Here is a 26,539-nt window from a genome sequence, read left to right on the forward strand (position 1 = left end):
GTGCTGCCGGCGGCTGGCTTGCCGGAGCCGTCGACGCGTCGGGATCATAGGCGGCGATCACTTCGAGCATGATTTCCGCACGCTCGGCGGAGGCCGGCGTCGCCTGACCATCGGACGCGATGCGGTCGAACCAGCCTTGAGCGGTCTCGATATCCTCGGCGCGCCATGCCGCAAGACCGAGCGCCTCGCGCGCAGAATGGCGCATAGCGTGCTCGTCGTTCTCAGCCAAATCGTTCACGACGGCGACGACATCGTCATAGGAGCCGTGATCGACGAGAAGATAGGCTGCCCTGATCCGGGCGGCCTCACGGATGGCGATGGGAACCGACGTGTCATCGCCGATCGCGCGGAAATCGGCGACAGCCGCGTCGAAGTCCTCAGCCTCGGCCTTGAGCGTTGCGGCACGCATGCGCGCCAATACCGGATAGGAGCCGAAGCCTTCTTCCTCAAGCGCGCTCAGTGCGGTAAGCGCCTCTTCGGTGCGGCCTTCACGCGCATGGGTCAACGCTTCCAGGAAAGCGTCACCGGACTGCGAAGCTTGCTGCGAGCGCCAATAGTTATAGCCACCCCAGGCGGCAGTCGCCGCGATGATGACGATGATGGCCGTGATGATCACCCAACCGAAACGGCTCCAGAAGGACCGCAGCCGCTCGGAGCGCACATCCTCGTTCACTTCACGGAAGAAACTGTCGTCAGCCATTCCAAATCCCGTCATGCAGCCGCGCAACGCTCAACCGGCGCCTGCCTTGGCATTCGCTTTCGCGCACCTGCCGATCCGCAGGCTTCGTTCGAAAGCACTCAAATTCGCACAAGCCGGCCTTCTAGACGATTTTGCGCGCCGTGTAAGGGGGCGATGCGGGTTTTAGCGCTGGAATGGCTCGATCGGGCTCTCAGCCGATCGGTGCGACCCCGATCAGCCAGAGATGCAACCGCCATACGAACAGGAGGTATAGCGCGATGCCGGCGACCAGCGCGATGATGTCTCCGCGCGACGAAACGACGACCGGCAGGCGGGTCTCACCGGCACGCAGCCGCCGCTTCTCGGAAATGCGGTCGGCCACGGCCCAGGCCAGGAAGCTCGCGAACAGGATGAAGGACGCGAGGTCACCATTGGCGATCAGATGCGCGAGCGCCCAGATCTTCACGGCGAGCAGCATGGGGTGCTTGACCGCCGCCTTGATACGGCCGGTCGGCACCTGAGAGGCGACGAGAAGGATCATCGCCGGCAGCATCAGCAGAAGGGCAATATGCCGCGTCCAGATCGGCGGATCGTAAAGGATCGGCGCCGTCATGCGCGCCTGCCCGAACCCCCATACGAGGATCACGAAGCCGACGAGCGAGACGATCGTATAAAGGCCTTTCCAGGCCCCCTCGCCGCGCCTCGCAATGAAGTCGCGCCGAAAGTCCGGCGCGACGATGCGGGTCGAGTGTATGCCGAGGAAGATGACGATGCCGACGATCAACACGAACACGATGGATCAGTCCTCTTCGATTTATGCCGACGGCGTCAGTGGTGCCGGCGGCTCGGCCGCAGGGTTCGGGCCGTGCTCGGCGAGATATTTTTCGTCGATCGACGGCAGCTTACCACCGAATATCGCAGCTTCGAACGCGGCGAGACGTTTGTGGATCGACAACAGCTCGACGATCGTTGTCCAGGAGTTGATCAGGAACTGGAACGAGGACGAAACCTGGCCGAACGCCGTCAGTATCTGCTGCCAGATACCAAGCGTGATGGCACCGGCGACGACGGTCGGGACGAGGATGATGTTCAGGTAGATCGCATCCGCCTGGATGTAGAATCCACGGGCGATGTTGAAATACATGTAGTGGAAATAGAGCCGGAAATAATTTCGGCGCACATTGCTGAACAGTTCACGGACTGTGGGCGGCTGTGCGCGCTCCGCGTTGTCTTCCCCGTAGACAAGCTCCTTCCGGTATGCCGCCTCGACGCGCTGGTTCCGGAATTCCAGTCCGGGCAGTTTGATGCCGACGACCGCCAGGAGCACGGTTCCGAAGATCGACCAGAAGAGAAGCGCCGTGAACAGCGGCTTCGGGATCTGCCCGAGCAGCGGCACTTCGGTGATGTAGTCGGACAGCACCCAAAGCACTGGCAAGAACGCAAACAGCGTCATGATGGCGTCGATCAGGGCGACGCCCAAGCCTTCCATGATTGCAGCGAAGCGCATCGTGTCTTCCTGAACACGCTGCGAAGCACCTTCGATGTGGCGCACGCGGGTCCAGAACGACATGTAGAAATCGTTCATCGCCTGGCGCCAGCGGAAGATGTAGTGGCTGACGAAGAACCGGACGGCCACGAAGATCGCCATGGACAGAAAGGCGATCTGCGCGAATTGCAGGATGAGAATGTAGAAATCCGCTTCCTGGACGTCGCCCTCGCCAGCCAGCGCGGTCTGGAACAGATCAAAGAACGGCCGGCGCCAGTTGTTCAGCGCGACGCTGATCTGCACCGAAAAATAGGTGGAGAAGATGATGAAGGCGGAGCCCAGTACCGACCAGGCCTGCCATGGATGCGGCGCGTACCAAGCCCAAAAGGCGGCAAACAGCGCAGTCGCCACTGCAAAGACCAGGTAAAACCACATGAATTCGGGGGTGACGAAGTAACCCAGCCCAATGATCGGCGCGCTATCCGCGGGTGCGAATTGGAACCCGATCGCCTCTGCGATGCTGTCGCCGATCGTGTACCAGAAGGCAACGACGCAGGCGGTCCAGAGAAGAGCTGACAGAAAGAAGGGTTTCGGCTTCGGAAAGAAGGATTCGAACACGTGACCTCGGACTGTCTAAGGTTGGACGGCCGCTTCTGTGGCCGGTCGCGACGCTAAGACACTTGCATGCGCACCGCAACGGACAACCCCAACCATGACAAAGGTTTAATGTTGTCTTCCCCTGCGCAAATCGCGCCGGTTGGCGGGGCTTCACTACGTCCGGGCTGACCGAAGGACGAGCGCGGCGGATACGAACAGCGCGAGTGCGGCAAGAAGACTGGCGAGAAGGTAATTGCCCGACCAATCCGCAAGGTAACCGGCCACCAACGGCCCGATGATCTGCCCTATGCCGAAGGCTGCGGTCATGAATGCCAGAATGCGGCGCTGACTGTCGGGCGCGAGCGATCGTGCGAACTGCAGACCGTAAGCGGTGATCACCACGAAGGTCGCGCCGAGCAGCAGACCGCCGACGAGCGGACCGAACGGCAATGGCAAAAGCACGCTGGCTGCCACCCCCGCCGCTTCGACCAGACAGCCCGCCGCCATCACCGTCGCGATGCCGAACCTTTTGACGAAAGGCTGAGCGGCTGCCACCGACACGGCGGCCGCAAGCCCGGTCAGAAGCCATACCAGCGCTTCGAAACCGACGCTGCCGCCGTCCGAACGGATGATCGCGATCAGGAACGTGGCGGTGACGATGTAGCCGAAACCGAAGATACCGTAGCCGGCGGTGAGCGCGACGAGACGCGGCGACCAGTTCAGGGGCGGTTCCCGCCGGCCTGTGCCGCCGGCGGGTGGCACCGGCGCTGGCAGGAAGGCGAGGGCAAAGACCAAGCCGCACGCTGACAAGGCGGCCATCGCCAGCCAGGATTGCACGGAGCCCTGCCCCGCGAAACCGAGAGCGCCCACAAGGACGGCCGACAGCGCCATGCCGATGCCGACCCCGCCGAAATGCACCGATTGCACGATTGGCTTTCCGGCGCGCGCGCCATGGCCGAGCACGATGCCAGCGGAAAAGATCATCAGGAACGCGCTTGCCATGCCGGCCGCAAAACGCAGCAGCGCAAAAGCGGCGACGTCGTCCACCATTGCCATAGCTGCCAGCAGCGCCGTGTTCGCGGCGACCGAGCCGAGCGCGATGCGCCGTTCATGTCCTGCGGCCCAGCCGAAAGCAGCGAGGACCGCGCCGACAAGATATCCGGCGTAATTGGCGGATGCGATGATGCCCGCCTGCGCAGCGTCGATCCCGAGTTCCGCCATCATCTGGGGCAGGATCGGGGTGAAGGCAAAGCGGCCGATCCCCATGCCGACGGCCATCGTCACCATGCCGGCAAGCGCAATCCGCCACAGCGGCTGCGACGTGGCGTTCGTCATCGCGGTGTCCGTTACTGCGCTTCGAGCTGGCGGAAGTAATCGATCGTACGTTGCATGCCTTCTTCCAACGTCACTTTCGGCTCCCAGCCGAGCGTCGTGCGGGCACGGGTGATATCCGGCTGGCGCTGCTTCGGGTCGTCGGTCGGAAGCGGCTTGTATTCGATGGTGGAAGCCGAGCCCGACATCGCGACCGCCCGTTCGGCGAGTTCCCGGATCGTCATTTCGCGCGGGTTGCCGATATTGATGGGGCCCGTCACGGTCTCGTCGGTGTTCATGAGGCGGACGAGGCCATCGATCAGGTCGTCGACATAACAGAACGAGCGGGTCTGCGATCCATCGCCATAGAGCGTGATGGGCGCGCCGCGCAGCGCCTGGATGATGAAATTGGACACGACGCGGCCGTCGGCCGGGTGCATGCGCGGGCCATAGGTGTTGAAGATGCGCGCCACCTTGATGGCGAGGCCCATCTGGCGGTGATAATCGAAGAACAGCGTCTCGGCGCAGCGTTTGCCTTCGTCGTAGCAGGAGCGCGGGCCGATCGGATTGACGTTGCCCCAATAGTCCTCCGTCTGCGGATGGACGCTCGGATCGCCATAGACCTCGCTGGTCGACGCCTGGAGGATCTTGCACTTCAGCCGCTTGGCGAGCCCGAGCATGTTGATCGCGCCATGCACCGAGGTCTTGGTCGTCTGCACCGGGTCGTGCTGGTAGTGGATCGGCGAGGCAGGACACGCCAGATTGTAGATCTCGTCGACTTCCACATAGAGCGGGAACGTCACGTCGTGGCGCAGGAACTCGAAGCGCGGATTGGCGTGGAGATGGTCGATGTTGCGCTTCGAACCGGTGAAGAGGTTGTCGAGGCACAGCACTTCGTGGCCTTCGTCAAGCAGCCGGTCCGTCAGGTGCGAGCCGAGGAAACCGGCTCCGCCGGTGATGAGGATACGCTTGCGGCTGTCCATCAGTCTCGGCATGTCATCGTGTCCTCTTTTGCAGTTCGTCGGCGGGCGCGCCCGCCCATTCGGCAAGCAAAGCCTCGGTGATGGCGCGTTCCGTCAGGTTCGAAAGGGCGTGCGCGCGGGCGGCAAGCGCCATGGCATGAAGCCGCTCTTTGTCGGCGAGTGCGGCCACGACGCTCTCGACCGCTCGTGCTTCCTCGTCCGGATAATAGACGAGGCAATGGCGGTCTACCTCGAGCGGGCAGTATCTATCGATGGTCGGCGCGTTGACGAGCGGAACCGAACCCGCGATCGCCGCCTCCATGTGGCGGTAGCAATCCCAGCCGAGCCCTTCCGGCGAGAGCGTGATCCAAGCCTTGGCGCAGCGCGCCATGAAAGCATCGAGCGGCAAGCGGCCTTCGGGCACATCGACCGTCACGCCTGCGGCGCGCAAGGCTTCGATCAAGGCAGGCATGCGGGACCGAACATGGCTGTTGCCGTCGATGCCGCCGGCAAAGAACACATCTGACGTCTTCTCTGCGCCGAATGCTCCGTTCGCCGCCTCGGTCTGCTGCCGGTTCAGGCCGAGACCGATCGGCTTCAGCTTGGCGAGGCGCTTCAGCCAACGCGGCTTGCGGCGGAAGCTTGCGCCCGGAAGCCGCCGATGGCCGGATCCGTAGAAGGCCTGCCAATGATCCACCGGCAGCTCGCGCTTGTAATAGGCGTCGGCCTTGTCGATCCATGCGAAGTGGTGGTTCGGAATGCCGAAACTGTCGGAACGGTCGATCGCGATGAGCGGCTTCAACGCAATGAAGCGCAGGAGCTCGAAGAAGAGCGGGCTTGTCAGGGCGCCCCAAAGCGACCGCACGTCGCCGCGAAACAGCGTGAATTTCAGCGCCGCCAGAAACGAGCGCGGCTGCCAGCCGGCGTAGAATGGCGGGTGTACGACGATCAGGCGGTATTGGCCACTCAGCATGGCCCTGCGGATCGCCATAACACCGCGAAGACCGAGAAAGGGTCGGCCCTGACGCAGGTCGGCGCGGTAGCTGACGTAGTAGGCGTCGGTGCGCTCGGGCATCGCCCAATGGAACAGGCCGGTTTCGCCAATCTCCAGAACATCCCGCTTGGGAGCAGCATCCAGCCCATTGTCGACGTCGAATTCCGGCACCTGGCCTCTCCACCTGCAGCGGCGCCCTTCTACCGGATTGGACGAACCAAGGCGATGACGAAATCACCGACCATCGACACGCGCAGTTGCACGCAACCAATTCGCAACCATTCACGAAAAATTTCGACAGTCCCTCTTGAACCTCGCGGGGCGCACCGTTATTTGCCGCCCTGTAACGCAGCTCCGGGCCCCTCTGGCGATAGCTACCGACCCACTTCGTGATGTCGGGCTGCACCAACCAACCTTTGGGTCGGCGGCGTTATATCATGGACTTTCTAATCTACGACTTTCTAGGTCAGCCACTATGGATGTGGCTCGGCTTCGTCGCACTCGTCATGGCTCTTCTTGCCTTCGACCTCGGCGTTCTGCACAAGGACACCCACGAGATCGAAATGAAGGAGAGCCTTTGGCTTTCCGCCTTTTACATCACCCTCGGTCTGCTCTTCGGCGGCTTCGTCTGGTACCAGCTCGGCCCGCAGTCGGGCATGGAGTATCTGACCGGCTTCGTTGTCGAGAAGAGCCTCGCGATGGACAACATCTTCGTCATCGCGATGATCTTCTCCTATTTCGCGATCCCTCGTCAGTATCAGCACCGCGTGCTTCTCTACGGTATTCTCGGCGTGATCATCCTGCGTGGCATCATGATTGCCGCCGGTGCCGCCATCGTCGAGAATTTCGAGTGGGTGCTCTACCTCTTCGCCGCGTTCCTGGTCTTCACCGGCGTGAAGATGCTGTTTGCATCCGATCACGGCTATGATGTCGCGAGCAATCCCGTTCTGAAGTTCATGCGCAAACGTTTCCGCGTAACGGATGAACTGCACGGCCACAACTTCGTGGTGAAGCAGGAAGACCCGAAGACCGGCAAGCTGAAGACCTTTGCCACGCCGCTTCTCCTGGCGCTGGTTCTCGTCGAAATCGCCGACGTCATCTTCGCCGTCGACTCCATCCCCGCGATCTTCGCGATCACGACCGACCCGTATATCGTCTACACGTCGAACATCTTCGCGATCCTAGGCCTGCGTGCGCTCTATTTCGCACTCTCGGCGATGATCCACCGCTTCGTGTACCTGAAATACGCTCTGTCGATCGTGCTGATCTTCATCGGCTCGAAGGTCTTCCTGGCCGACATGCTGGGTCTTGCCAAGATCCCGCCGGCGGTGTCGCTTTCGATAACGCTTGGCATCCTGCTGACGGGTATCTTCGCGTCGCTCTGGGTGACCCGCAAGGAAGAGCGCGAAGAGGCACCTGCCGCCGATTCGCCGGAAGCCAACCCGGCCGAGAATTTCGGCCGCTAAGCGGACGCGAGATCATCGAAAACAGGAAGGGCGCGGCCTCTGGCTGCGCCCTTTTTCCGTTGCCGGTCAGGCGCTGATGGCGAAGCGGCGAAGGCGCAGCGCGTTGGCAAGCACGAAGACGCTGGAAAGCGCCATGGCCCCGGCCGCCAGGATCGGCGAAAGCAATATCCCGAAAGCCGGGTAAAGCGCGCCCGCGGCAACGGGGATGAGCGCTGCATTGTAGGCAAATGCCCAGAACAGGTTCTCGCGGATGTTGCGCATCGTTGCCCGAGACAGGGCAATCGCGGTCGGAACGCCCGTGAGACGGCCCGAGACCAGAACAACATCGGCGGCCTCGATCGCGATGTCCGAGCCGGTGCCGATCGCAATGCCCACATCCGCCTCGGCGAGCGCCGGCGCATCGTTGATCCCGTCGCCGACATAGGCAACACGTTCGCCGCCGGCTTTCAGTCTGCGGACCGCCTCCACCTTGCCGTCCGGCAGGACTTCGGCGACCACGTCGTCGATACCGAGTTGCCGCGCGACCGTTTCGGCGGTCCTGCGGTTGTCGCCGGTGATCATAACCACCTTCAGCCCCAGCGCGTGCATCGCGCGGATCGCACCGGGCGTCGACGGCTTGATCGGGTCTGCCACTGCCACGATTGCCGCCAGCCGCCTGTCGATCGCGGCATAGAGTGGGCTCTTCCCTTCACCGGCAAGCCGGCCGGCGATTTCGGCGAACTGCCCCACGTCGAGCCCGAGGCTCGCCATGAACCGATCGGCGCCGATTTCGACGCGGCGCCCTCCCGCAACGGCGCGGACTCCGAAGCCGGTGACACTCTCGAAGGACGCGACCGCTGGCAGTTGTAGCTCTTCCGCTTCGGCGGCCTCCACGATGGCACGCGCGATCGGATGCTCCGACCGCGCTTCGACCGCTGCGATGAGAGACAGGATTTCACTACGTGCGAACCCATCGGCTGTCTGAAGATCGGTAAGCGCGGGCCTGCCCTCGGTCAGCGTGCCGGTCTTGTCGAGCGCGACAACGCGGGCGTCCTTCAGGCTTTGCAGTGCCTCGCCCTGCCGGAAGAGAACGCCGAGTTCCGCCCCCCTGCCCGTGCCGACCATGATGGAGGTGGGCGTGGCCAGGCCCATGGCGCAGGGACATGCGATGATGAGCACCGCGACCGCATTGACCAGCGCGAAACTCGTGGCCGGCTCAGGCCCGAAGATCAGCCAGACCAGAAATGTCAGCGCCGCGGCGAGCATCACTGCCGGCACGAACCAGAGCGTGACGCGGTCGACCAGAGCCTGGATCGGCAGCTTGGAGCCCTGCGCCTCTTGCACCATGCGGATGATCTGCGCGAGCATCGTGTCGCGACCGATCGCCGTGGCGCGCACCGTCAGGGCGCCCGTCTGGTTGATGGTACCGCCCACCACGGCGTCTCCCGGTTTCTTTGCGACCGGCACGGGCTCGCCGGTCAGCATCGATTCGTCGACGAAGGAGCCGCCTTCGACCACCTTGCCATCGACAGCGAGCCGTTCGCCGGGCCGCACCTCGACGAGGTCGCCGAGGCGAATTTCGGAGGCATCCAGTTCAACCGTCTTGCCGTCGCGACGGATCCGCGCCGTCTTCGGCTGCAGGCCGACGAGCCGCTTGATGGCATCCGACGTCCGGCCCTTGGCGCGCGCTTCCAGATAGCGGCCAGTGAGGACCAGCGTGACGATGACGGCGGCGGCTTCGAAATAGACGTTGACGGTGCCGGCCGGTAAGAGCTGCGGCGCGAGTGTCGCGACGAGCGAATAGGAGAAGGCGGCAAACGTGCCGACGGCGACCAGCGAATTCATGTCCGGCGCGCCCTTGAAAAGCACAGGCAGGCCGATGCGGTAGAAGCGCAGGCCGGGCCAGAAGAGCACGATGGCGGTCAGCACAAGCTGGATCTGCCAGCTCGCCTGCATGCCGATCGTCCCCGTCACCCAATCGTGGATGGCCGGCACCGTGTGGGAGCCCATCTCCAGGACAAACACCGGGAGCGTCAGCGCTGCCGCAATCAACAAGTCACGCTTCAGGGCAAGCCGCTCCACATCGCGACGTGCCGCGTGGTCTTCGGCATCCGTGTCACCTTGCAGCAGATGCGCCTCGTAACCGGCCCCATCGATGGCGGCGATCAGGTCCTCGGTTCGTACGGTTGGATCGGCTGTAACAGCGGCCCGCTCGCTGGCGAGATTGACGGAAGCTGCCCGAACGCCGGGCAGGACGGTGAGCGCCCGTTCGACCCGCGCGACGCAGGAGGCGCATGTCATGCCGTCGACGGCAAGTTCATGCCGTGCGACAGGCACCTCGTAGCCTGCATCCTCGATGGCTGCGACCAAGGCTCCGCGATCGACTTGGCCCTGCAGCGATATATCGGCGCGTTCGGTCGCCAAATTCACATGGGCTGCGGTCACGCCTTCGACACGGGCGAGCGCTTTTTCGACACGGCCCACACAAGAGGCGCAGGTCATGCCGACGACGGGGATCGTCAATTTCTGCACCGACGCTCCGTTCGCTGCGGTGGCGCGCAATTCCTGCAACGCGGACATGATGCCTGCTCCTTCTGGAAACTCGATTGCTCCCTATGTGGGGTTTCCAGTCGATGGAAGGTCAAGGACCAACGGCCGAAATACCCTGCCGACGAACGTGCTTGACCTTCCACCCGCTGGAAGCTGCATCTTGCACATCAACGCGATCGCTGACGGAGGCAGATCATGAAGTTCGAAATCGAGGCCATGCATTGCGGCGGTTGCGCCAGGGGCGTGACGAAGGCGATCCAGTCGGTCGACCCGGCAGCATCCGTCAATGTCGACCTCGACAAGCGTCATGTCACGGTCGATTCCAGCGCCGACCCCGCCGCAATTACAGCCAAGCTCGATGCGGCTGGTTTTCCACCAAGACAACTGGACTGAGGACGAAACATGCGTTTCACATCGATATTCCCTGCTGTCGCGGTTCTTGCCCTCGCCGGGGGCATACCCGCCCTGGCGCAGTACGCCGAATTCAAGTTGCCCACACAGTGCGTCGAAGCGCAGGACCATGCACATATGGACCACAGCGCAGACCATGACATGGATATGAGCGGTATGGAGCCGCAGTCGCTGGAAGGCATGCCCGAACATGTCCAGGAAAACATGCAGCGCATGGCGATCACGATGCCCGCCATGCAGCAGGGCATGATGAACGAAGACGCCGATGTGGCCTTCGCTTGCGGGATGATCGCCCATCACCAGGGCGCAATCGACATGGCCGAAGTGCTACTCGAAAATGGCGAAGACGCCGAGATGCGCGCGCTGGCCGAAACCATCATCGCCGCGCAGCAAGCCGAGATCGCCGAAATGACCCAGTGGCTGGCTGAAAACGCCGATTGAGCGCAGTCTGCCGCTTGCCGGGAGAAAGATCCATGAACATCGGTGCCGCCGCCAGACAGTCGAAACTACCGACGAAAACGATCCGCTATTATGAGGAGATCGGTCTCCTGAAGGCCGATCGCGCCGCCAACGGCTATCGCGATTATTCGGAGGACGACATCCATCGGCTCCGCTTCGTCCAGCGTGCGCGCAGTCTCGGCTTTTCCGTCGACGAATGCCGGCAGTTGCTGTCGCTCTATTCCGATCGCGAGCGGGCCAGCGCCGACGTGAAGGCCATTGCTCTGGAAAAGCTCGGCGAGATCGACCGCAAGATCGCGGAGTTGACGGCGCTGCGGAAGACGCTCGGTCATCTCGTAAAAACCTGCCACGGTGATAACCGTCCCGAATGCCCGATCATCGACGGTCTTTCGGGCAAGTCGGCGAGCGATCACTAAGCTAAATGTTCCGAGCACGCTGGCTTTCAATCTCGGCAACGTGCCGAGTTGGAAAGGTCGCCGCGGCGATCCGCCGTGCCGGCACAATGCAACACGCGACGTGATGGAAAGCGTAACGAGTGCCCGACAGGCGTGGTCGTCAGAGACCGAGCTCGCTGAGCCCGGGGTGATCCGCCGGGCGAATGCCCCGCGGCCAGTGGAATTTCCGTTCTTCGCTCGAAATAGCATGATCGTTGATGGACGCGATGCGCCGCTGCATCAGGCCTTCGGGCGAGAACTCCCAGTTCTCGTTGCCGTAGGAGCGAAACCAGTTGCCGCTATCGTCATGCCATTCATAGGCAAAGCGCACCGCGATACGGCTTTCATGATGCGCCCAGACCTCCTTGATGAGGCGATAGTCGAGCTCGCGCGCCCATTTGCGCTCAAGAAAGGCGTGGACGGCGTCACGCCCCTGCAGAAACTCGGCGCGGTTTCGCCAGATCGTGTCCTGCGTATAGGCCAGCACGACCTTTCCCGGATCGCGGGTGTTCCAGGCATCTTCCGCCATGCGTGCCTTCTGGGCGGCAGTCTCTGCTGTAAAAGGGGGCAAGGGCGGTCGCGACATCGTTCACGTCTCCGGGCAAAGCCTCGATGCGGCTAGGGCAAGGACGCTTCGCGCCCTGCCCGCGCCGTTGGTCAGATCACCAGGCGTTGTAGGCCAGGTATTTGCCTCGCATCTTGAGCTCAACCCGATCGCCCTTGGGACTCGGAATGCGGTCGATCTCCATGTCGAAATCGATCGCACTCATGATGCCGTTGCCGAACTTCTCGTTGATCAGTTCCTTGATCGTGTCGCCGTAGACGGCAACGATCTCGTAGAGACGGTAGACGCACGGGTCGGTGGGGACCGCCTGCGAAAAGATCTTCGTGGGGAATTCGGCAAGGACGAGCGCCGCTTCCTGCGGCAGTCCCAGGTTGCGCACCAAGAGATCGGCCTTGTCGCGTGGGAATGCGTTCATGCCCAGGCAGGCGGAGGTCGTGAACACTTCCGACATGCCGATATCCGCCGCGATCTTTTCCCAGGTGAGACCTGCGGTGCGCTTCTTTTCGATGATCATTTCCGTGACGTCGATTTTCTTCATCATGGTCGGCGTTTCCTCGTGATGGTTATGGGGTCGAAACGTCCAGCTCAGCCGGCGAGCGAGACGAGATGGGGACGGACGCGCTCGGCGTCCGGGGTCGGTTTTTCATCGTCCGCACCGGGGCGAACGGTCAGCGGCTGGCGCCGCCCACCGCTGGGCTCGCGTGGGCTCGCCGCGATCTCGCCGGAGCGTCGGGACAGAAAATCGACGAGGTGGTTGCGGATCTTGTAGTAGGCCGGATGGTGGATCATCTCGGCACGCTTGCGCGGCCGGGGAATATCGATGACCACGCTTTCGGCAACTTCGGCGAACGGCCCGTTGCTCATCAGCAGGATGCGGTCGGCGAGAAGGATCGCCTCGTCGACGTCATGGGTGATCATGAACACCGTCTGGCCGCTGTCCTGCCAGATCTTCAAAAGCTCGTCCTGGATGGTGCCGCGCGTCAGGGCATCCAGCGCCCCAAACGGCTCGTCGAGCAGCAAAAGCTTCGGCTGCGTCGCGAAGGCGCGGGCGATGGAGACGCGCTGGCGCATGCCGCCCGAAAGCTGCGACGGCTTGCGATGCTCGGCCCCGTTGGTCAGGCCGACCATGCGTAGATATTCGTAGCTGTGCTCCTCGACCTTTTCCTTGGACCAGGCGGGAAAGCGCGCCTTGACGCCGAACATCACGTTCTTCAGCGCCGTCAGCCAGGGCAGCAGCGAATAGTTCTGGAAGACGACGCCGCGATCGAGGCTCGGGCCCGATACTTCCCGGCCATCCATGGTCACCACGCCTTCGGTGGGCTCGTCCAGCCCGGCGAGAACGTTCATGATGGTAGACTTGCCGCAGCCGGAATGGCCGATGATGCAGACGAACTCGCCCTTCTGGATGTCGAAGTTGACGTTTTCGAAAACGGTGAGCTGTTCGTCCTTGCTGCCCGGAAACCGCTTGGCCAGCCCGTCGATCTCGAGGAATGGTCTTGTCATGACGATCTCCTATTCGGTGTAGGTGACGGCGCGCTGCAGGCGGCCGAATGCGGCATCAAGCGCCATGCCGACGACGCCGATCATCAGGATCGAGAAAATCACGCTGGTGAGATCGAGATTGTTCCACTCGTTCCAGACGTAGTAGCCAATGCCCGTGCCACCGACGAGCATCTCGGCGGCGACGATCACGAGCCAGGCGATGCCGATCGAGATGCGCATGCCCGTCACGATGGTCGGTGCAGCGGCCGGCAAGATCACCTGAAAAGCCGTCTTCACCGGCCCGAGCTCGTGGGTACGGGCGACATTGACCCAATCCTTGCGCACTGAGGCGACGCCGAACGCCGTGTTGATCAGCATCGGCCAGATGGAGCAGATGAAGATCACGAAGATCGACGAGGCCTCGCTGTCCTGGATGATGAAGAGCGCAAGCGGCATCCAAGCGAGCGGCGAAATCGGCCGCAGCACCTGGATGAAGGGATCGAGGGCCCGGAACATCAGCGGCGACATGCCGATCAGGAAGCCCACCGGCAGAGCGATGATGGCTGCAAGCGCGTAGCCGGTCAGAACCCGCATCAGCGAATAGGCGATCTGGATGCCGATGCCCTTGTCGTTGGCGCCGGTGTTGTGGAAGGGATCGGAAAGCTCCTCCCACGCCTTCTGCATCACCGCAGAAGGCGCAGGAACGCCGGCATTCTGGCTGCCGCCGCCCATCAGCCGCTCATACTCGGTCATCTCGCCGGCGCCCGGCAGGATTTCCGTGTTCGTCGACAGTTCCCAGGCGCCGAGCGCGACGATCAGGATGACGATCGTGAGTGCGAGTGCCCTGAAGTCGTAGGAGCGCGTCATGTCACGTCCTCCGGATCGCGAAGCTTTCGACATAGGCTTCGGGTTCGGTCGGATCGAAGGTCTTGCCCATGATCATGTGCGACTTATAGGTCTCGGTCGGCACTTCGAGACCAAGATCCGCCATGACCTTCCCGCAATCGGCAGCGAGATAGACCTGCTCGGCAACGGCTGCGTAGTCGATATCGCCCTCGATGTAGCCCCAGCGCTTCATCTGGGTCAGGATCCAGACACCCATGGAGTGCCAGGGGAACGGATCGAAATCGATCCGGTCCGGCTCGTCGCGCACATTGCCGAGACCGTCGGCGAAGCGACCGGTCAGCACCTGCTCGATGACCGGCACCGGCTGATTGAGATAGTTCGTCGGCGCAATGGCCTCGGCGATCTCGGATCGGTTGGCGCTGTCGCTGGCGTACTGGGTGGCGTCGATGATCGCCTTGAGAAGATTGCCGTAGGTATTGGGATAGGTTTCGGCGAATTCCTGCGAGCAGGCGAAGGCGCAGCAGGGGTGGCCTTCCCAGATGTCCTTGGTGAGGATGTGGATGAAGCCGATCTCTTCCCAGACGGCGCGCTGGTTGAATGGGTCGGGCGACAGGAAGCCATCAATGTTGCCGGCACGCAGGTTCGCGACCATTTCCGGCGGCGGGACGACGCGAATCTGGATGTCGCGATCCGGATCGAGACCGGCTTCCGCCACGTAGTAGCGCAGCAGGAAGTTGTGCATGGAATATTCGAACGGCACACCTAAGATCAGGCCACGCCAGCTTGAGACGTCCTCGTGCTTGTCGCGGTGATCATTGTGCAGGACGATAGCCTGGCCGTTGATGTTTTCAACGGCGGGCATCAGGAACGGCGTTGCCGTCGAACCGGCGCCGAGTGTGATCGCGAGCGGCATCGGCGTCAGCATGTGCGACGCGTCGTATTCGCCATTCAGCGACTTGTCGCGGGCCACGGCCCAGCCGGCCGTCTTCACGACTTCGACGTTCAGGCCATAGCGCTGATAGAAGCCGAGCGGCTCCGCCATGATGATCGGCGTGGCGCAGGTGATTGGCACGAAGCCAACGGAGAGGTCGGTTTTTTCCGGTGTCCCGATTTCGTCGAGGATCGCAGCCTTCACCTTGTCGATGGGCAGAACCGATGCGAGTGCTGCGGCGAGCGTCGTTCCGCCGAGCATCTTCGCGAATGAGCGGCGCGACAGCTCGTTGTGACCGAACATGGAGCGTACGACGGCGCTCTCCACGGCTCTATCGAGCATGTCTTCAGTCGACATCCGCACGCGCTGGTCTCTTGCCGAGACCGCTTTCATTCGGTGGCCTGCATCGTCCACGCAATCGCTGCAGGTACAGGCAAGACCATGGCGAAGGTCGACATCGCCGTCATATGGATTACCCAAGGACTTGATCGTCATCTGCTGAACCCCTTTTTTTGACAGCGCATCCGGTTGCCGCAGCTGCGCCAGCCTCCACGTCTGACGTAAAGCAATGGCCGTGCCAGATGCTCGCCACCGACCAAAAGCCCGCGCCAACAGGCGTCAAAAGGGCGCGCGGACACCACCGGTTTTTACGAACATTCGTAATTTACAGATTCTCGTAATGGCGTTATGAGATTTCGTAAAACGGAGTGTGGATGGCAGAGGATCTGTTGCTAAAGGAATTCGCCCATTCAGACGAAGCTGATGGAACGGTGCTCTTCGCCGATGCGTTCGATACCGACATTGAGGCTCTGCTGTTGGTTCGCCCCGAGGCCAATCGGATCGTACGAGCGAATGCGGCTGCGGTACGCCTATTCGAACGGCCGTTGGATGTGTTGCGCGAGACGCGCGTTACGGCACTCTACGAGGATGCGATCGGCGCATTGCATGTCCTGACGGAAGAGGCGCTGGAACGCGGGCATGCCTATAGCCGCGACATTGCCATTCCGCGGGCAAAGGGTGAGCCGCTGGAAGTGGAACACAGCGCGCTCGCACTCAAGACCGCCGGCGAATTCCATATCCTCATCCGCATCAGCGATCTGGACGCAAGACGGCGGCGCTCGATCGACGAAGAGGCCAACAACTACCATCGCCAGGGATTGGAGGAATGGCGCCGCGCCGAGCGCTTCTTCCGTGAGATCGAACGGGAAAATCAGCTCATTCTGGCGGCAGCGGGAGAAGGCATCTACGGCGTGAACGCCGATGGCGTGACGACGTTCGTCAACCCGGCCGCCGAGGCGATGCTCGGCTACAGCGCGACCGAACTCGTCGGTCACGACATGCACAGCATGGTGCACTACAAGCATCCGGACGGCAGCCACTACCATTCGTCCGACTGCCCGATCTACAAGGCGTTTCGCCAGGGCACGATCAACACGGTGGACGACGAGGTCTTCTGGCACAAGGACGGCCATCCCGTGCGCGTCGAATACACCTCGACGCCGATCAGCGACAACGGCGCGCATGTGGGCGCGGTGATCGTCTTTCGCGATATCTCCGAGCGCAAGCGCAACGAAGAGAAGCTTCGGTCTGCTTTGGAAGAGAATGCCCGCCTGCGCGAGCGGCTCGAAATGGAAAATGCCTATCTGCAAGAGGAAATCCTCACCCAGGCGAACCATTACGACATCATCGGCAACACCGGTCCCATCCACAAAATCCTGCAGCAGATCGATCTGGTCGCGCCGACCGATGCCAATGTGCTAATCACCGGCGAGAGCGGGACGGGCAAAGAGCTCGTCGCGCGCGCGATCCATCAGGCCTCCAGGCGCCGCGACCGGCCCTTGATCCGCGTCAATTGCGCAGCGATCCCCCGCGAGCTTTTCGAAAGCGAATTCTTCGGCCACGTCAAAGGCGCCTTCACCGGTGCGGTCCGCGACCGCATCGGCCGCTTCGAGTTGGCAGATGGGGGGACGATCTTCCTGGACGAGGTGGGAGAAATTCCGCTCGACCTTCAATCGAAGCTTTTGCGGGTCCTGCAGGATCGGCGCTTCGAGCGGATCGGCGAAGAAAAGACACGCGAGGTGGACATCCGGTTGATCGCCGCGACCAACCGCGATCTCAAGTCGGAAGCTGGCAAAGGGCGGTTCCGGGAAGATCTGTATTTCCGCCTCAACGTCTTCCCCATCGAATGCCTGCCGTTGCGCGCCCGGCGGGAGGACATCCCGTTGCTCGCCCAGCATTTCCTGAAGATCGTGTGCGCCCGGCTCAACATCGATGAGCCGCTGATGACGCGGGCGAATATTGCCGAACTCAAAAGCTATTCATGGCCCGGTAACGCCCGCGAATTGCAGAACATCATCGAGCGCGCCGCCATTCTCGCGCGCAACGGACGGATGGAATTTCACCTTCAGGGTCAGGCGGAAAGGCCCGTCGAGGAACGCCGTCAGACCCCGGTGAAAGACGCCAAGGTCGATGCCGCCGGTCCGATCCTCACGGCTCTCGAAATGCGGAACTTCGAGGCGGCGAATATTCAACGGGCACTCGAAGGTGCGCATGGTCGCGTTTCCGGCAAGGACGGCGCGGCCGCCCTGCTCGGGATGAAACCGACCACGCTCTATTCCAAGATCAAGGCGCTTGGTCTCGACCGCGAGAACTGATCTTCAGCCGGCAATCGCACGTTTCAATGCCGGAGCAGCCTGGGAGAGATGGTCGCACAGATGGCTGACGACGTAGTCGGCATCCTTCGCGACGCTGAGGAACCGACCGGAACCCCATGTCCAGAGCCACGGCAATCCGAGCACATACACGCCGGGGACTTGGGTCACGCCGCGCCTTTGCATCGGATATCCCGTGCCGTCGAAGATCGGAACTCCGACATAGCCCCAGTCCGGCGTAAAGCCCGTCGCCCACAGGACGTTCGTGATGCCGGCGGCGTGGAGATCGAGCTCGGTCGTCTCCTCCGCTGGCTCCCAGACGGGCGCGTAGACGGAGGGAGGAGGAGCGTCGATGCTCTTTTCGGCGATGTGCTTGTCGATCAGGGCATTGATGCCGTTATAGACCCGGTCGGCATCGTCGAGATGGCGCTTCAGGTTCGGCTTGAAATGCATCACCGGGCCATCGGCCGCGATGAAACGGCCGTAAAGTTGCATGCCTTCCAGCGCGAATTTTCGCAGGTCGATGTCGCGGCCGCCGTCCCGACCGGTCAGATAGTGATTGGTGTCGTGCTTCTTCTTGGTCATGCCATCATGGTCGATGGTGATGTCGTATTGGCCGATGTCCGTCAGCCAATCGACCACGTCGCGGCCACGGTAAAAGCGTGCGCATCTTGGCGCGTTGCCGGTCACCAGATGCACCTTGCGTCCGGCGAGGTGCAGATCCTCGGCGATCTGGGCGCCCGACTGGCCCGAGCCGACAACCATCACGGCGCCGTCCGGCAGGCTCTCCGAATTGCGGTAGTCGGCGGTATGGAGTTGGAGGATGTCGCGCGGCAGACGCTCGGCTGCGCGCGGCACGAAGCGATCGGCATAAAGGCTCGTGGCGAGGATCACGCTGTCGCACGTCATGGTGCCGGCTGCGCTCTCGACGCGGAACCCCGTCGATGTCTGCTCCACGAGCCGCACCTCGGTGTTCTCGAAAAGCGGCGCGCCGACCTTTTCGACGAAGTGATTGAGATAGGCGAGGATTTCGTCCTTGCGCATGAAGCCGTTCGGATCCGGGCCGTCATAGGGGTGATCCGGCAGCAGGCACTGATTGTTGGGCGTTACGAGACAGAAGGAATCCCAGCGCTGCTCCCGCCATTTGTGCGCGGCGGTGCGCTTTTCGAATACCACATGGTCGATGCCGGCCTTCGTGAGGTAATGGCTGGCGGACAATCCCGCCTGACCACCGCCAACGACCACGGCGGAATAATGCTTCGCCAAAATTGCGGTGCCCATGGCAAGACCTTTCACAGGATGAACCGTTTGACGTGAACGTCGCCGCCCGTAGCGACGAGATCGGCGGCGCGCCGTTCGATGGCGGAGAGCTGGCCAAGGGCAAGCGAGCAGGAGAATCCGTAGCGCGCCTTGACCCGGTCGCTCGCGATCGTCAGCGCCTCACGGCTGCGCGCGAGAAAATCGTCGAGTGGATAGGCACGCCCCTCCTCGAAATAATCGCGGATGACGAGCGACGGCGAATAGCAGTCCTGTTCCTGTCCGTCGGGCCAGGCGACGACGAAACGCATCTCAGGCATCGAGCAACTCCTTTGAGGCGCTGACAGCGAAATAGGTGGGCAGATGGGCCGTGGCGACGCGCTGCCAATCATGAGCGGCCGCGACGTCGGAACCCGCGGTGACAAGCTTCGACGAGACGCCGGGCTGAAGGACGCGGCGCATGGCATCGGCGATCGAAGCCGGATCGTGCGGGTCGCACCAGCAGGCGGCATCGTGCGGCACATATTCGGTGAAGGGCGGGATGTCGGACAGCACCACCGGCAACCCGCTCGCCATCGCTTCCAGCACGACGAGACCGAACCCTTCCTTGACCGATGCGAAGACGAGCGCATCTGCCAGCCGGAACAGCGCCGGCATGTCTCGGTCCGGTACGGCGCCGATCAGATGGACGTTTCGCGCCTCAGTCTCCGGCAATCGCGCCAGCGTCTCTGCGAAGCGAGCCTGATAGGCCGCATGATCGAGAAGCGAGACGCCGCCGGCGATGACGAGTTGCGCCGATGGCTCGGTCTTCGCCATCGCGGAGAAAGCCTCTAGAATGGCCAAGGTATTCTTGCGCGCCTCGACGCCACCGACCGCGAGGAAGATCGGCCCTGCCCCAAGATCGAGCCGTTCGGCAAGCGGACCGTCGCTCGCGTCAAACGTCGGGGAGAAGCGGCCGCGATCAACGCCGTTGCCGACAGTCACGGCGTCACGGCCGAGCGTTGCGAAATGCTTCGACCAGTGGTCGCTGACGGTGAAGAGCGCATCGGCCGCATCGATCGAACGGGCCTGCAGCACCATCAGCCTCGGATCCGCGAAACTGTCGAGATGATGGACTGTGCGCGCAAAGCGCTTGATCCGCCCGCGCTGCTTCAGAGTTGCAAGCGCGTTGCCCGAAATGCCGTCATGGGCATGGAACACGTCGAAGTCGCGAAGGTCGCGGCTCTCCAGAAAGGCGATGTAGTCGCCGATGCGCTGCTCCACCATCGCCGTCATGCCCGCCGCTGCAGGCGCAACTTCAAAGGCCTCGGCCTTGATCGTCGGCGCGCGAAAGAACCCCTTCCCGGATGCATCGGGCGCGAAGAGCGTCACGTCGTAACCGAGATCGCCGAGCGCTTCTGCAACCTGCATCGCATGGACGACGCCGCCGCGCGGGTTGGTGGAGTGTGCCAGCATCGCGATGCGCAGCTTGCCCGTCATGCCGGTGCACCGAGGCCGAGTTGCATCAGAGGTTCATCGCTCAGGTCGCGGACAAGCGCGGTCGCGCCCGCCATCGAGACCCGCACCGAGTTGCCGGTCGTGATCGTGCCGATCACTGCAGCGCTGATGTCCCGCTCCTCGAACAGGTCGATGACCGCGTCACATGCCTTGTCCGGAACTGACAGAATGAACCCGAAGCTCGGAAAGGTCGCGAGCCAGCGCGACAGCGCCACGCCCGAAGGAACCGGGATCGCGCAGAGATCGATGTCGATGCCGACCCGCGAACATTCGGCCAGCATGATTGCGGTGCCGATAATCCCGCCCTGGCTGATATCCTTGGCCGACTTTGCCAGACCGCCTTCGGCGATCTCGGGCAAGAGGGTGTAGTCGCCGCGCAAGCGGTCCGGCGGTGCATCCGTCGCGGCTTCCCAATTGTTGAAGGGTTCGCGGTAGCGGCCGCGGTGGTCGATGGCCGCGATCAGCCGCTCGCCCGGTTGCGCATCGAAGCTCGTCAGAAGCTGCTTTGCGCGCCCGAGGATCGCGACGGACAACTGGCCTCGGTCGGTCTTGAGGTTGGTATGGCCCCCGACGATCGGAATGCCGAAACGGTCGGACGCCTGCTTCAGACCTTCGAGCACAGGAGACGCATTCTCCACGCCCTCGGCCCACACGGCATCGACGATGGCTATCGGGCGACCGCCCATGGCGGCGATATCCGACAAATTGACCATCACGCCGCACCAGCCGGCAAACCAGGGATCGGCTGCCACGAACTCGTTCATGAACCCTTCGATGGCGAAGAGCAGATAGCCTTCACCATCGGGCAAGGCCGCGCAGTCGTCGCCGACGGGAACCGCCTGGCCGCGCAGATCGAGTGCCCGCGCTGCGACTGAAATGTCGCGCTTGGCGCCGATGCCCGAACTGGCACGCAGCATCGCCACGATGGCCTCGAACGCATCGCCGGTCATGGTTACGCAGCCTTGCGCAGGAGTGCGTGAAACCCCGCTTCGGGTGACGAACAGGGCGGGTAATGGGCAAGGTCCGCCTGCATGCGCAGATGCGGCTTGCCGTGCAGGTCCACCACCTCCAGCGACTCCCAATGCATGCGCCGGAACAGTTCCTCGTTCTGCACCTGCACATGGGCGAGAAAAGTGTGACATCCCATCGCGTGGGCGGAAGAGACCGCAAGCCGGATCAGCGTTGCTCCGAGCGCCCCGACCCTGCGATAGTCGGCATGGACCGCGAGGCGCGAGCCCCACCACAGGCCGGGCTCTTCCTCGTGAATGCGCACCGTGCCGACGACATCGTCGGCCACCACGCCCAACATCGACAGGGCAACGATCGGAATCGCACGCGCGTCGATCGCATCGCGATCATCACCCGCGAAGATGCCTTGTTCCTCGCAGAAAACGCGCCGTCTGAGATCGTGCGCGCGTTCCCGTTCCCAGGTGCAGGTCGCGAACTTCACCTGGTATTCGGCAGCCCGAAAAGCATGGATCGGTTCGAACATCATGCTGTCAGCTTCCGCTCATAGGTGGACAGTGCCGAGCAGGCGCCGCACTTGCCACACCCCGCCTTGATGTCGGTGGATTTCAGGCCGGCAGCCACGAGCATTCCCGAAAGCGGCTTCAGGATCTGGTGCATGAACTCGGGCGCCGGCGACGGGTGGCTCTCGAGCGGCGTGCCGGAAATCGGCACAAAGGGCACGACGAAGGGATAGACGCCGATTGCGACGAGCCTTTCGCTGATATCGAGGATCGCTTCCCGCGTGTCTCCGAGACCGGCGAGGATATAGGTCGATACCTGTCCCCGCCCGAACACCTCGACGGCGGCCTCGAATGCGCTCATGTATTTCGAGATCGGAACCTGCGCCTTTCCAGGCATGATCCGGGCGCGCACCTCGGGCGTCACGGCCTCGAGATGCATGCCCAGCGCATCGATGCCGGCATCGCGCATGCGCCCAAACCAGGCATCGTCTTCCGGCGGCTCACACTGTCCTTGGATCGGCAGGTCGACCGCGGCCTTGATCGCGGCGGCACTTTCAGCGAGCACCGCCGCGCCACGGTCGTCGCCCTTCGGCGTGCCGGTGGTCATGACCATGTGCTTGACGCCATCGAGCTCGACGGCGGCCTTGGCGACTTCTGCCAGTTGGCCAGGCGTCTTGTGGGCGATCGTTCGGCCCGCGGCCAGCGACTGGCCGATGGCGCAGAACTGGCAGGTCTTCGTGCGGCTCTGGTAGCGAATGCAGGTCTGCAGCACGGTGGTCGCGAGAACGTCGCGGCCATGCAGCACGGCGATCTGCGAATAGGGGATTCCGTCGGCCGTGCTCAGATCGTAAAATCGCGGCCGAAGCGGAAAACTGACCTCACCCAGGACCTTGCCGTCCCGGCTGATGCGGCTCTTGCCGGCCTCGTCCGGCTTCTCGACGAGATAGGGACTTTCAAAGGCCGGCGCGGTATGCACCGGCACCATCACCGTCATGCCGTCGATCGTCAGCGCCTTGTGGTCGGAAGGACCGGCACCCCCCCGGCGGCTTTCGTGGCCGGCCTTCGGATCGACGAGCCTAGCGCCGTAGGATTGCAACTCGTTGATCAGCGTTTCGGTCGTCTGGGATCGCTGCAGCGTATCCATCAGGCTCACTCCCGGTTTTCTCGGAGGGATGTTCGGCGAAGGTGCGTGTCACCATCGGCGCGGTCGGGCGGTCGTCGAGTACGAGCGACAGCAGTTCCGGCCGGGCGTAATGGCCAACCGAATCCATCATGCGCTTGCGCTTGGTGATGAGGCTCATATCGAGATCGGCGACGAGAAGCCCCTCGCCTTCGGTGATCGGTGGTGCGAGATGCTTGCCTTCCGGCGAGATGATCGCCGTCATGCATCCGCCGCGCAGCGTGTTCTGCAGCGTCTCGTCTGGCGTGATCGAGCGGATCTGCTCATCGGTCAGCCAGCCGGTCGCGTTGACGACGAAACATCCGCTTTCCAGCGCGTGATGGCGAATGGTCACTTCCATCTGCTCGGCGAAGATCGGCCCGACCATGGAGCCGGGAAACTGCGCGACGTGGATGTCTTCGTGCTGCGCCATCAGCGCATAGCGGGCAAGCGGGTTGTAATGCTCCCAACAGGCAAGCGCGCCGACCCTTCCGACCGCGCTTTCGACGACCTTGAGGCCCGAACCGTCGCCTTGGCCCCAGATCATGCGCTCATGGAATGTCGGCGTGATCTTGCGGCGCTTGAGGATCAGAGACCCATCGGCGTCGAACAGAAGCTGGGTGTTGTAGAGCGAGCCGTGATCGCGCTCGTTGACGCCGAGCGCGATCACCATTCCGGCCTCTCGGGCGGCAGCCGCGACGGCCCGCGTGGCGTCCGAAGGGACGGCGACGGCTTCCTCATAAAGCCGCAGATGTTCTTTGCCGGACAGAACGGGCGGAAGCACGAAGGAGAAATAAGGGTACCAGGGGACGAAGGTCTCCGGGAAAACAATCAACTTGACGCCCTGCGTGGCAGCAGTGCGGATCGTCTCCAGCACCTTCGCGAGCGTCTTTTCCCGCGACGCGAGATCAGGCGCGATCTGGGCGGCGGCAACTTTTACAACCGACTTGTTCACGCGCGCTATCTCCGCTTGATCGAATGGGCGTCGGACGCAGGCGCAGAAACCGCGTCCGACATGGCCATCACAGCGTCCAGGTATCCAGGATGAAGGCGTTGTCGCGCCGGTGGATCAGGATCAGGTCGAGCACGTCGAGCGGGCTGATGGGCTTGATCCCGGGGATCAGCGAGGGTTCGCCGTGCCCGTAGAGCGCCTGAAGGGCGAAACGGCAGGCATAGACGCTGCCGCCTTCTTCCATGAAGCCCTTGATCTGATTGTTGAAGTTCAGGTGGCCAGGGAAGGCCTCGTCGCCGAGTTTCGGAAAGCCGCGCTGGACGCCGAGCGTCACGCCGGGGCCATAGAGCAGAACCGACGTCTCGAAACCCTTTCGCTTCAGGCGCTTGGCTTGCAGCAGATTGACGAGACCGATCGAGCCCTCGAAGGCGACCGTGTGGAACGTGATCAGCGCTTTCTCACCCGGTTGCGCCTGAACGTCTTCGAAGACCTTCTCTTCGTAATCGACCAGAAAGTCTCCGGTTTCATGGGCGGGCTTTGTGACTGCAGGCATCCGACGCTCCTGTGCTTTGACGACGTGCTCCCCCTCATGGGGCCAGCTTCAGTCTTGCAACGCCCGTGCCAGATGCCGATCCAGTCAAATCCGACTAATCCTTGTGCAATTCCATTCAATTTACCAGTCAATCGCGCGACGTCGGGAGGTTTGCGCTTTCAGCGAGATCAGAGGTGTTGCTCAATCGATGACCGCCCTGCCCGATCTCTGATCCCGTCAATGTCCATTCGCCCAGGCTTTTAGAGAGTCGCTCGACATTTGATGAGAGGCCCGGCGGTGAGGCACCCGACACAGCCTGATTATCTTCACACGCAGAGCTGAACGGCGGTGACAAATATTGATCGGATCACTATACAGTCAATTCATCCATCAAAGCGGGGCGAGCGATGAGCGACTGGAGTCCGGACCTTCGGCGGAGCGACAGCCCGCGCTATCTTGCGATTGCCGATCTGATCGAACTGGATCTTCGAAGCGGGGTTCTGCTGATCGGTGATCGCCTGCCGCCGCAGCGCGCTTTGGCCAAGCGGCTGGGCCTCGATTTCACGACCGTCGCCCGGGGCTATGTAGAGGCCAAGAAGCGCGGCCTGATCGATACGCATGTGGGCCGAGGCACCTTCGTCACCGGCGGCCAGGACCGCGAACGGCGTGGCTTCGCGCTCGATGCCGCGCCCGACCCACGGCGCATTCAGGCCGCAGACTATTCGATGAACATGCCGCCCGAGCCGAACGATCCGGTGCTGGTCGAGCGAATGCGCGAGGGACTGTGCGCCGTGGCGTCGTCGATCGTGCCGCTTTTGCGCTACCAAGGGTTCGGCGGCGCCGAGATGGACCGCGATGCGGCGGCGGCCTGGCTCGGGCGCCGCGCTCTCGTTCCCTCGCAAGAGCGCATCTTCGTCACGCCTGGCGCCCACCCTGCCCTTCTTGCGATCCTGACCCTTCTGACCAAGCCCGGCCAACTGATCCTCTCGGAATCCTTGACCTATCCCGGCATTCGCTCGATCGCCGCCCAGCTGCGTCTCAGCATGCTCGGCCTACCCATGGACGCGCACGGCATCCTGCCGGACGCATTGGCGGACGCCTGCAAGACGCGTTCGCCCAAGGCGCTCTATCTCAACCCGACGCTCCAGAACCCGACGACGCTGACGATCCCGGTCGAGCGGCGCGAGGAGCTTTGCAGCGTGGCGCGGCGGTATCACCTGCCGATCATCGAGGACGACGCCTACGGCTTCATACCGCTGCACGCGCCGCCGCCGCTTGCGTCCATGGCACCGGATCTCACTTGGCATATCGGTGGACTTGCCAAGTGCATCGGCGCCGGGCTTCGGCTCGCCTTCGTCGTCGCGCCGGATACGAAGTCCGCCTGGCCGTTTGCCGCGGCGATGCGGGCAAATACGGTCATGGCGTCGCCGCTGAACGCGGCGCTCGCCACACGCTGGATCGAAGACGGGACGGCGGACATGATCCTGCGCTTCATCCGCAGCGAGACGGAAGCGCGGCAAAAGATCGTTGCCAAGCATCTCGCCCCCGGCAGCTACAGGGCCGACCCGATCAGCTTCAACATCTGGCTGCCCCTGAACGAAGGCTGGACCCGATCGAGCTTCGCCGCCTACATGCGCAACAGCGGGCTCGGCATCGTCACGAGCGACGCCTTCACGGTGGATGCCATCGCTCCGGAAGCCGTGCGCATCTGCCTCGGCGGACCGATCAGCCGCGAGCGGCTGGCCAGTGCGTTCGACTTCATGGCGCACGCTCTCGAAGGGCGCCCGGAACTGACGTCGTCCTTCTTCTGAAGAATGCTTGGTCTGGATCTCACGTTGCCATCGGCGCTGTAAGTTAGGAGTATTGCCGC

25 protein-coding genes and 1 pseudogene are annotated in these 26,539 nt (G+C 62.8%); 6 read left to right on the forward strand and 20 right to left on the reverse strand.

The window, feature by feature from the left end; genetic code table 11:
* Positions 1-49 precede the first annotated feature (49 nt).
* The 6 genes and pseudogenes from GC125_RS16410 to GC125_RS16435 form a co-directional block, all read right to left on the reverse strand.
* Positions 50-700: pseudogene (locus GC125_RS16410) on the reverse strand (tetratricopeptide repeat protein); the annotation flags it as partial.
* A 190-nt stretch (positions 701-890) separates the two neighbouring features.
* On the reverse strand, positions 891-1,472 hold the full coding sequence (locus GC125_RS16415; RefSeq protein WP_151986632.1) for an NnrU family protein: 582 nt from the start codon (positions 1,470-1,472) through the stop codon (positions 891-893).
* Positions 1,473-1,493: 21 nt separating this feature from the next.
* Positions 1,494-2,783 (reverse strand): peptide antibiotic transporter SbmA, encoded by a 1,290-nt coding sequence (sbmA, locus tag GC125_RS16420; protein WP_151986633.1) that lies wholly within the window; start codon positions 2,781-2,783, stop codon positions 1,494-1,496.
* Between the two features lie 153 nt (positions 2,784-2,936).
* Positions 2,937-4,097 carry a YbfB/YjiJ family MFS transporter gene (locus GC125_RS16425; protein WP_151986634.1) on the reverse strand — a complete coding sequence of 387 codons (1,161 nt, stop codon included), beginning with the start codon at positions 4,095-4,097 and terminating at the stop codon, positions 2,937-2,939.
* Between the two features lie 11 nt (positions 4,098-4,108).
* Entirely contained in the window at positions 4,109-5,068 is a 960-nt protein-coding gene (locus GC125_RS16430) for a UDP-glucuronic acid decarboxylase family protein (RefSeq protein ID WP_151986635.1), read from the reverse strand.
* A 1-nt stretch (position 5,069) separates the two neighbouring features.
* A complete protein-coding gene (locus GC125_RS16435) occupies positions 5,070-6,200 on the reverse strand; it encodes a glycosyltransferase family 1 protein (protein WP_151986636.1) in 1,131 nt (376 codons plus the stop codon).
* A gap of 266 nt (positions 6,201-6,466) precedes the next feature.
* Between GC125_RS16435 and GC125_RS16440 the strand changes: the two genes are divergently transcribed.
* The gene (locus GC125_RS16440) at positions 6,467-7,495 is read left to right on the forward strand and encodes a TerC family protein (RefSeq protein ID WP_151986637.1); all 1,029 of its coding nucleotides are present in this window, start codon (positions 6,467-6,469) and stop codon (positions 7,493-7,495) included.
* A 66-nt stretch (positions 7,496-7,561) separates the two neighbouring features.
* Here the strand turns inward: GC125_RS16440 and GC125_RS16445 are convergent, their stop codons facing one another.
* Positions 7,562-9,976: a heavy metal translocating P-type ATPase gene (locus tag GC125_RS16445; RefSeq protein WP_502706107.1), complete on the reverse strand. Its 2,415-nt coding sequence runs from the start codon at positions 9,974-9,976 to the stop codon at positions 7,562-7,564.
* Positions 9,977-10,219: 243 nt separating this feature from the next.
* Here GC125_RS16445 and GC125_RS16450 point away from each other — a divergent pair, with 243 nt between their 5' ends.
* From GC125_RS16450 to cueR, 3 genes are read left to right on the forward strand one after another with little or no spacing between them, the layout of a single operon-like run.
* Positions 10,220-10,417 (forward strand): heavy-metal-associated domain-containing protein, encoded by a 198-nt coding sequence (locus GC125_RS16450; protein ID WP_151986639.1) that lies wholly within the window; start codon positions 10,220-10,222, stop codon positions 10,415-10,417.
* 9 nt (positions 10,418-10,426) lie between these two features.
* Entirely contained in the window at positions 10,427-10,876 is a 450-nt protein-coding gene (gene copM / locus GC125_RS16455) for a CopM family metallochaperone (protein ID WP_151986640.1), read from the forward strand.
* Between the two features lie 32 nt (positions 10,877-10,908).
* Positions 10,909-11,310, forward strand: a complete 402-nt coding sequence (gene cueR, locus GC125_RS16460) for a Cu(I)-responsive transcriptional regulator (protein ID WP_151986641.1) — start codon at positions 10,909-10,911, stop codon at positions 11,308-11,310.
* 139 nt (positions 11,311-11,449) lie between these two features.
* Here the strand turns inward: cueR and GC125_RS16465 are convergent, their stop codons facing one another.
* The 5 genes from GC125_RS16465 to GC125_RS16485 form a co-directional block, all read right to left on the reverse strand.
* Positions 11,450-11,914 (reverse strand): nuclear transport factor 2 family protein, encoded by a 465-nt coding sequence (locus GC125_RS16465; RefSeq protein ID WP_151986642.1) that lies wholly within the window; start codon positions 11,912-11,914, stop codon positions 11,450-11,452.
* Between the two features lie 76 nt (positions 11,915-11,990).
* Positions 11,991-12,434 (reverse strand): cyanase, encoded by a 444-nt coding sequence (cynS, locus tag GC125_RS16470; RefSeq protein ID WP_286165545.1) that lies wholly within the window; start codon positions 12,432-12,434, stop codon positions 11,991-11,993.
* A 44-nt stretch (positions 12,435-12,478) separates the two neighbouring features.
* Positions 12,479-13,396: an ABC transporter ATP-binding protein gene (locus tag GC125_RS16475; protein WP_151986643.1), complete on the reverse strand. Its 918-nt coding sequence runs from the start codon at positions 13,394-13,396 to the stop codon at positions 12,479-12,481.
* Positions 13,397-13,405: 9 nt separating this feature from the next.
* A complete protein-coding gene (ntrB, locus tag GC125_RS16480; RefSeq protein ID WP_151986644.1) occupies positions 13,406-14,242 on the reverse strand; it encodes a nitrate ABC transporter permease in 837 nt (278 codons plus the stop codon).
* 1 nt (position 14,243) lies between these two features.
* A complete protein-coding gene (locus GC125_RS16485; protein ID WP_502706108.1) occupies positions 14,244-15,641 on the reverse strand; it encodes a CmpA/NrtA family ABC transporter substrate-binding protein in 1,398 nt (465 codons plus the stop codon).
* 224 nt (positions 15,642-15,865) lie between these two features.
* On the opposite strand from GC125_RS16485, the gene GC125_RS16490 reads away from it, so the two are divergent.
* Positions 15,866-17,806, forward strand: coding sequence for a sigma 54-interacting transcriptional regulator (locus GC125_RS16490; RefSeq protein WP_151986646.1), 1,941 nt, complete (start codon positions 15,866-15,868; stop codon positions 17,804-17,806).
* Between the two features lie 3 nt (positions 17,807-17,809).
* Here GC125_RS16490 and GC125_RS16495 read toward each other — a convergent pair whose 3' ends face one another.
* From GC125_RS16495 to GC125_RS16530, 8 genes are all read right to left on the reverse strand, one after another.
* Positions 17,810-19,084 carry an MSMEG_0569 family flavin-dependent oxidoreductase gene (locus tag GC125_RS16495; protein WP_151986647.1) on the reverse strand — a complete coding sequence of 425 codons (1,275 nt, stop codon included), beginning with the start codon at positions 19,082-19,084 and terminating at the stop codon, positions 17,810-17,812.
* Between the two features lie 11 nt (positions 19,085-19,095).
* Positions 19,096-19,380 carry an MSMEG_0570 family nitrogen starvation response protein gene (locus GC125_RS16500; RefSeq protein ID WP_151986648.1) on the reverse strand — a complete coding sequence of 95 codons (285 nt, stop codon included), beginning with the start codon at positions 19,378-19,380 and terminating at the stop codon, positions 19,096-19,098.
* On the reverse strand, positions 19,373-20,539 hold the full coding sequence (locus GC125_RS16505) for an MSMEG_0565 family glycosyltransferase (RefSeq protein ID WP_151986649.1): 1,167 nt from the start codon (positions 20,537-20,539) through the stop codon (positions 19,373-19,375). The genes GC125_RS16500 and GC125_RS16505 overlap by 8 nt, the downstream gene beginning before the upstream one ends.
* Positions 20,536-21,507 carry a sll0787 family AIR synthase-like protein gene (locus GC125_RS16510; RefSeq protein ID WP_151986650.1) on the reverse strand — a complete coding sequence of 324 codons (972 nt, stop codon included), beginning with the start codon at positions 21,505-21,507 and terminating at the stop codon, positions 20,536-20,538. The genes GC125_RS16505 and GC125_RS16510 overlap by 4 nt, the downstream gene beginning before the upstream one ends.
* 2 nt (positions 21,508-21,509) lie before the next feature.
* Complete coding sequence (locus GC125_RS16515; protein ID WP_151986651.1) at positions 21,510-22,052, reverse strand: MSMEG_0567/Sll0786 family nitrogen starvation N-acetyltransferase; 543 nt, start codon at positions 22,050-22,052, stop codon at positions 21,510-21,512.
* The gene (locus tag GC125_RS16520) at positions 22,049-23,170 is read right to left on the reverse strand and encodes an MSMEG_0568 family radical SAM protein (protein ID WP_199864619.1); all 1,122 of its coding nucleotides are present in this window, start codon (positions 23,168-23,170) and stop codon (positions 22,049-22,051) included. The genes GC125_RS16515 and GC125_RS16520 overlap by 4 nt, the downstream gene beginning before the upstream one ends.
* Positions 23,103-24,140 carry a Nit6803 family nitrilase gene (locus tag GC125_RS16525; protein ID WP_151986652.1) on the reverse strand — a complete coding sequence of 346 codons (1,038 nt, stop codon included), beginning with the start codon at positions 24,138-24,140 and terminating at the stop codon, positions 23,103-23,105. Before GC125_RS16525 ends, GC125_RS16520 begins: the two co-directional genes overlap by 68 nt.
* Positions 24,141-24,207: 67 nt before the next feature.
* Positions 24,208-24,690 carry an MSMEG_0572/Sll0783 family nitrogen starvation response protein gene (locus GC125_RS16530; RefSeq protein WP_151986653.1) on the reverse strand — a complete coding sequence of 161 codons (483 nt, stop codon included), beginning with the start codon at positions 24,688-24,690 and terminating at the stop codon, positions 24,208-24,210.
* Positions 24,691-25,076: 386 nt separating this feature from the next.
* Here GC125_RS16530 and GC125_RS16535 point away from each other — a divergent pair, with 386 nt between their 5' ends.
* On the forward strand, positions 25,077-26,480 hold the full coding sequence (locus GC125_RS16535; RefSeq protein ID WP_151986654.1) for an aminotransferase-like domain-containing protein: 1,404 nt from the start codon (positions 25,077-25,079) through the stop codon (positions 26,478-26,480).
* Positions 26,481-26,539: the final 59 nt, after the last annotated feature.

This window comes from Rhizobium sp. EC-SD404, assembly GCF_902498825.1.
Taxonomy (GTDB): domain Bacteria; phylum Pseudomonadota; class Alphaproteobacteria; order Rhizobiales; family Rhizobiaceae; genus Georhizobium.